This window comes from Shewanella sp. Isolate13, assembly GCF_022398325.1.
GTDB lineage: Bacteria > Pseudomonadota > Gammaproteobacteria > Enterobacterales > Shewanellaceae > Shewanella.
On sequence record NZ_JAKEVD010000028.1, the window covers coordinates 56,415 to 62,950 of the forward strand.

The following is a 6,536-nucleotide window of genomic DNA, read 5'->3' on the forward strand; positions in this document are numbered from 1 at the left end:
CTTATTCTTGGCACCATCAGCTGAGACTTGAGCGATACGTCTTCTCAACGGGTTGAGCAATGTGGGTAACACTTCATTATCGGCAACGTTAACCAGAGTAACTTCAGCTGACACAATCTCATGCGTATTACAATCAACTGCCAGGTGTAGCTTACGCCAAGTACGGCGCTTTTCTTTGCCGTGCTTACGGGTTTTCCATTCACCTTCACCGTAAACTTTGAGACCTGTTGAATCAATAACAACATGTGACACAGGATCATGACTCTTTGCCCGATACTTAATTTCAACAGTCTTAGCTCGCTTACTGATACAGCTGTAACTCGGGGAGCTCAGTGCTACATCCATAAGCTGGAATATCGAGTTGGTAAAGCCTTCTAGTGCTCACAGAGACAAGTTGAATACGCCTTTAACAACCAGTGCTGTTTCAATAGCAACATCGGAGTAAATATATCCTCGGCCACGACGACCATGGTGTTGAGTACATCGCCAAGACTTAATCGCTTGCTCATCAATCCAGAACGTCAGAGAGCCACGATTGACGAGTGCTTTGATGTACTGAGACCAATTGGTTATTTTATGTTTAGACTTTCCCATCTTGCCGCTTTCTCATAACTACCTTGGGAAATCAGATCACGCTAACGGCAAAAGGTTCATTCGATTTAGGAAACAAGACCCCGCTCAGAAAGTCCAATAGCCATTAAAATTGACTTCCTACTCAACGTAGCCGTATAGTATTTCTGCTGTATTCACATCGTGTGAATACTATTTATTTTTTAAAGGAACTAAAAAATGAAAAAGCTTTATATTTTACTATTTATAACAATATCACTGCTCACTTCAAAAACATCTTACGCATCTTCAGTCCTTAAACTTTGCACTACCTGTTCTAGCGATACTAGTTTCTTATATACAGCAAAGGCTGTCGTTGAACCCGGAATAAGTACGGTTAAAACACTTAATCCCTATACTGGGGAGTTAAAATCCTATCGTGTTGACATAGAGCCATTTGAACCCGGTTATGAAGATAGAGGAGGTCTAATTTTAACAGAAATATCTCCTTCCTCTAATGAATTACAAAGAGCAGCTGAAGTTAAAAATGCACTAAATGATATCCATGACTTTTTTAATGCGGATAGAGTCATACCTGATAGTGTTGTCGGTAGTGGATATGACATTATTGGGGTAAGTAGTAACTTAGATGATGTAATTTCATATTATAATCAAAGCCTAACACTAGGTAGCCGTTGGTCTGTATATATAGGTTCACTTGGTGCATTAGCAGGAAAGGTTGTAAATGTAACAATTACAGCTAGTATTGGCTTCTCCGATGCTATGACTGGAACCATAGCAATTTCAGGAATAAATTCTAAAGGTGAAGTAGAGTTCGTTTTAATTGATATGAAAGATGCGAAAGGTAATGATATACCGGTAAACAAAAAAGAAGCTGAAGATCAAAAAGATAACCTTATGAACTTCGACTCTATTCACGAGGTTAGTATATTCTTGAATACTGTATCAAGATTTGGTGTTACTTATGTTAGAACTATGAGCAGACTAAAGACAGGTGGAAGTGGTAGCGGTAGCGGCTCAATAACCGATATTATTTGTGATAAAGACGGGAAGTGTGTCATAGTATTAAATTAGAGGAGAATACTGATGCTATCAATAAACGAAGTATTTGTTAGTTACTTAATTGTCACAAGTATATTTATTTGTACTCTTTTATACTTAAAAAAAATTAATACCATAAAAAATAGCCAACTAATCTTATATTCAGCATTATGCATTTTATTTTTTCCTTTAGGATGGTTTCTGTGCATCAAAACTCTAATAGGGAATACACTTAAAGAAACATATAACAAAGCATAAAATATTAGTAGCTTTATGATGGCATAGTCATAAAGCTACTTTTTCATCTACCAGCAAAAACTATGATATTTTTCCTACTTTCATAACTTATTTTGTTAATAACAATAAAAACTATCAATATCATTCCACACCTTTGTACATATCATAATTCACAAAACTCACATTACATAAAGTGTAATAGTAGACATTATATTGATTAACTAACGCATTGTGATATTAGCACTCAACTAAAACTGTGACAGATAAGCACCAAAAGTTAATAATTAGCTTTTGGTGCTATAGCCTCTTGCTAACTCTCTAATTCAAAAATTTTTGCCGATGTTTTAGTAAATACGAATAGAATTTCATGTTTTATAACTGCTACAACTTTGAAACCTTGTCCCCAATAGTTAGCCAATTTTTTAACGGTATAAGCCCAGCCTAAAGAGTCCTCAAACACGGGGGAGGATTGGTTGTGATAGATAAGTAGGCCATCGACAGCAGCACGCTTGTAGAGAGTATGAGTTTTTTGTCTTTAATAACAACCGTTTCAAAAATGGATTGAGCAAACTCAACTTCCACACGATCACCAACCCAAGGCTCGCCCGTTAACTCGTTTCTAGATGCAATTAGCTTTAATTCCTTAGTACTTCGTTCTGGTTGTCCCCACTTAAATAGTGAGGGATCCAAAACGGAGTTTTCATTTTTTGCTTCAGATAAGGTTTGAACTCTTGCATAATCTGGATGTATTACTTTTGTTAATTCAACACCATATGTCAAACCTGACATTTCAATCCAATAGTCAGGCATTTCGGACTTTTCAATTGAAATTGGAAAGCTAATTATTTTGTTGCTATGTAAGATAGATAAAGCTTTGTGAAGGCTCCATTTTTCACAATGTTCGGTTTTTCGCTTCTTTCCTCTTGGAGGCACAACAATATTTAGTTGGCGAAGAACCTCATAAAACTGAGTTGAACAACTTGCTTAATAGTTCATTTTTCCTCCTAGAATCAACTTCCTAAGAAATTCAACCTCATCCATCATGAATATCAGCAAATGCATAAGCCCATATCTCACATAACAATTGAAGTGTACATGTGCATAAATTTGGTAAAACGCATATGCACATTGAACAAACCTATCATTCAAGCCAAGCTATTGATTAATAGGCAATCTACCATAATCATGCTGAATGAACGAATACGGAAAATTGAAAACTGAGAATTGATTATGGGTTAGTATAGGTAGGCCAACTGGCTTGTTACTTATCTGTACCACTTACCGCCTGTAACACACTTTAGGGCAAAAACGAGATAGATCAATCTGTCTATATCTACTGACTCATAGTCATGTATAGGGACAAATACCTCTAAAAGTTACTCCCAACGTTGTTAAGAACAATGAAAAAGCGAATATAAAAATCAATATGTACAGCGTTATCATATTTGATAACGCTGTACATGACTGTTATCAAATATGATAACAGTCAGAGAGTTTTTTCAAAATGGTGACACCATAAATAGGGTTTCCGCATCAAAAAGGTGAGTTGAAAGTAGATACCACCTTTTCTCTAAAGCCACCTAAAATCTCAAAAGATGGCGATTGCCCCCAAGTGAGCCCTCGATTGTTAGGTGGCGCTAAAATGGGAAATTGTGATTCATTTTTGTATGGTGTACTAAACCTAACTTTATGCTCAGCTTGAGATGAGGAGTTTGCTCGTATTATATCGCCTCCCCCCTGCACTGCGGAGACTGTAACAGTTTCAGACTCCCTGAATATAACGGGTACATCAGGTATTTCTTCAGCGATACGATTTGCAAATTCTACAAGCTTTGGTGCTGCAAAAGTATATAGCCAAGCCTCCTGATTGATAGCCTTGTTTACTCGTAATATCCTACCGAGTACTTGCCTAAAATAGAGTTCTGTTTTAACTCTGCTTAGGTGGCAACAAACATGTAAACGCGGAATGTCAGTACCTTCGCTTATCATGCCAACACTGACAATCCAGTTCGTTGTACTGCTTCTAAACTCATTGATTTTAAGTGAAGGTAGATCTTCTTTATAGGTAACCACTTCGGCTGTTTGTGCATATTCATTTCTGAGCATATTCAGAATATATGTGGCATGCTCGATTGATGATGCAACGACAAGTCCAGCAGCATTAGGGTTGTGCAGTCTAATGTCGTCGAGCTTGTTAGTCGCCAGCGTTAGGGCGTGCCGAATGGCTACATCATTTTTAATGATCGATTGGTAAGTAACTAATGAACCTTTGAATAGAGCGTCTAGACCATTAAACGTCTTAGTTTCATTTTCTTCGTCAGTAACCGAAATTCTTTCATTATCGATTAATACAATCTTTGGGCTTCGGCATACACCGTCTGCAACAGCTTCCCTTAAACCGTAGATATAATCACACTGTATTTGATTGTCTGGATCTGTATAACGAGATAAAGCTATCGGTGCTTGATCTGAGCGCCATGGAGTGCCAGTTAACGCTAAAGTATATTCGGCTTGGCTTTGAATATTCAATAAGATCTCTTCCCCCCAGGCGTTAGCATCTTCAAGAGAACTGCCAGAGCAATGATGGATCTCGTCAAATATCACGAGTACCCGATTTTGTTTTAACAGTTGCCAGAAATCTTCCTTGAATAACGTTAAGCTAATTTTTGATGTTCTAATTTACTCCTTTCTAAGTTTCGTTATTGTTGATTGGCTTTATAGTTGGGAGCCAATTTTTAGTATTAACAAGTCAGTTGATAATGTATACACATACACAGCATCATCGGATGTAAAGGCAATAGCCTTAACGTTAATTTCATCTGTGTTCTTACCAATTGTTGTTGGTGCATTTCTTCATCATGACCTTCATATGAGGGTTCTTAGGTTTCTAAAAGTAACAAACAAAACCTCAAGAGATACCGCGTGGGATGATGTTTTCACTAACACGGATAGATATATCACTGTTCACTTAAAAAATGGTAATAGGTTAACTGGGTGGCCTATGTACTATTCAAACTCTCCAGATGAAGGTTTTCTATATATTTACGAACCTGCGTGGGTAGATGATGATAATCAATACTTAGAAACTAATTCACATGGTGTTTTGGTAAATAAGGATGAAATAGAGTTTGTTGAATTTTTAAAGCAAGACGACGAAAGAGGAAATGAAAGTGAATAATGACAAAAATGGTAATTCAAATACTCGCCCTCAAGATACTGGGCGTGGCAAGGAACAAGCTAATAACGGTTATAAACCGCCTTCAAATATTAGACGACCTTCTCCTTCAACAAAGCCACCAACAACAAAAGGTGAATAATTCAATTTAATAAAGCAATTAAGGTGATGCGTTACACTCGACGGTTTTGGTACGGAGTTCAGTGCGCCTTGCTGGTTCAGTGGAGCACACCTTATTGCTGGCGTTACCGCATCGTAGATTGCCATACTTTCGCTAATGAAATAGTTATTTTAAGAGCTTAAGCTCTATCGCATTTTTGTCCAAAATGTGAGATAGCTATGATGCTGATGAGTTGTGATCACCAAGCGATTCTGTCGTACTTTAATTAACAACCTGCTCTCCCGTATGACAATCAGCTATGAACCTTTCTACCGCGAACCATTGCACCGCCTAAACTTTTTATGACAGTTCACTACTTTAAAAAGCGTCAAAAACAGCTCTGTTTACAAAAAAATATGACAATTGATATAATTATAATTAAAAAGGGAAATTTATTAACCTAACCCACTGTTAAATGTAGACTTCATTGGAACCTGTCAAGTTTTATGTCCCAAGTTATTTCCAAGGGTGATAGTATATGGGTAAAGTCTATGACGGCATTCATCGCCTAAGCTTCTTAATCGGACAAGATGGTAAGGTGGCTCACGTGTTCAACAAGTTTAAAACGAAAGAGCATCACGAAGTCGTACTTGAGTATCTTAAAAACATGTAATGTTTACAATTAATCGAAAAAGGAGCCAATTGGCTCCTTTTTTATTACCCTATGTATGGGTAAATCAATGCTGCGGCAATTGACCACATGGTGATACAGATAAACCTATCCAGATAACACCAAGCTTTAGGCTTTTTAAACACAGGGCTTAAATATTTAGCACCTAAGCTTAAGCTGAAGAACCAAACGAAAGAGGCCAATACCGCTCCAGCGCCAAACCACTGCTTTTCCGTTCCCTCAAACTGCACGCTAATACTGCCGAGTAACACAACCGTGTCTAAGTAAAGGTGTGGATTGAGTAGGCTAATCGCCAGAGTCGTTAACACTGCCTTCTTCAAGCTATCGGCAGCTAACGTATCATCGCTCTCCATTCTTGACTCACTAAAAGATGATTTTAGTGCACCATAACCATAAATCAGTAGAAACAGCGCACCGCCAAAACTGGCGATATCTTTAATCAGTGGGAAAGCCAAAATAAGGTGACCTAAACCAGCGACACCTGCGGTTATCATAACCGCATCGATAAATGAACAGATAGCGGCTATCGGTAACGAATGAGAACGTTTCAGCCCTTGTTTTAGAACAAATGCATTTTGTGCACCTACTGCCATAATTAGGCTTCCGCCAATCCCCATACCTTGAATAAATGCTGTTTGCATACCTACCTCAAATGCCGCTTAATTTCGATGGCGCAAGCATAATACCGAGCCAAAAATAAGTACAACTAATATATTTAATAA

General features: G+C 37.7%; 6 protein-coding genes and 2 pseudogenes. 4 read left to right on the plus strand and 4 right to left on the minus strand.

Annotation, left to right across the window (positions count from 1 at the left end):
- Positions 1 to 9: 9 nt before the first annotated feature.
- Positions 10 to 594: pseudogene (locus L1D44_RS16285) on the minus strand (IS5 family transposase); the annotation flags it as partial.
- A gap of 195 nt (positions 595 to 789) precedes the next feature.
- Here L1D44_RS16285 and L1D44_RS16290 point away from each other — a divergent pair.
- A complete protein-coding gene (locus L1D44_RS16290) occupies positions 790 to 1,644 on the plus strand; it encodes a hypothetical protein (RefSeq protein WP_239892317.1) in 855 nt (284 codons plus the stop codon).
- Positions 1,645 to 2,289: 645 nt separating this feature from the next.
- Here L1D44_RS16290 and L1D44_RS16295 read toward each other — a convergent pair.
- Positions 2,290 to 2,781 (minus strand): hypothetical protein, encoded by a 492-nt coding sequence (locus L1D44_RS16295; RefSeq protein ID WP_239892319.1) that lies wholly within the window; start codon positions 2,779 to 2,781, stop codon positions 2,290 to 2,292.
- A 600-nt stretch (positions 2,782 to 3,381) separates the two neighbouring features.
- Entirely contained in the window at positions 3,382 to 4,377 is a 996-nt protein-coding gene (locus L1D44_RS16300; RefSeq protein WP_239892321.1) for a diguanylate cyclase, read from the minus strand.
- A gap of 115 nt (positions 4,378 to 4,492) precedes the next feature.
- Here L1D44_RS16300 and L1D44_RS16305 point away from each other — a divergent pair, with 115 nt between their 5' ends.
- The 3 genes and pseudogenes from L1D44_RS16305 to L1D44_RS16315 all read left to right on the plus strand — a co-directional run.
- On the plus strand, positions 4,493 to 5,026 hold the full coding sequence (locus L1D44_RS16305; RefSeq protein WP_239892323.1) for a DUF6338 family protein: 534 nt from the start codon (positions 4,493 to 4,495) through the stop codon (positions 5,024 to 5,026).
- Positions 5,019 to 5,165, plus strand: coding sequence for a hypothetical protein (locus L1D44_RS16310; protein ID WP_239892325.1), 147 nt, complete (start codon positions 5,019 to 5,021; stop codon positions 5,163 to 5,165). The genes L1D44_RS16305 and L1D44_RS16310 overlap by 8 nt, the downstream gene beginning before the upstream one ends.
- Before the next feature lie 493 nt (positions 5,166 to 5,658).
- A pseudogene (locus tag L1D44_RS16315) lies at positions 5,659 to 5,796 on the plus strand (thioredoxin-dependent thiol peroxidase); the annotation flags it as partial.
- A gap of 44 nt (positions 5,797 to 5,840) precedes the next feature.
- Here the strand turns inward: L1D44_RS16315 and L1D44_RS16320 are convergent.
- Positions 5,841 to 6,455 (minus strand): LysE/ArgO family amino acid transporter, encoded by a 615-nt coding sequence (locus tag L1D44_RS16320; protein ID WP_239892327.1) that lies wholly within the window; start codon positions 6,453 to 6,455, stop codon positions 5,841 to 5,843.
- Between the last annotated feature and the right edge of the window lie 81 nt (positions 6,456 to 6,536).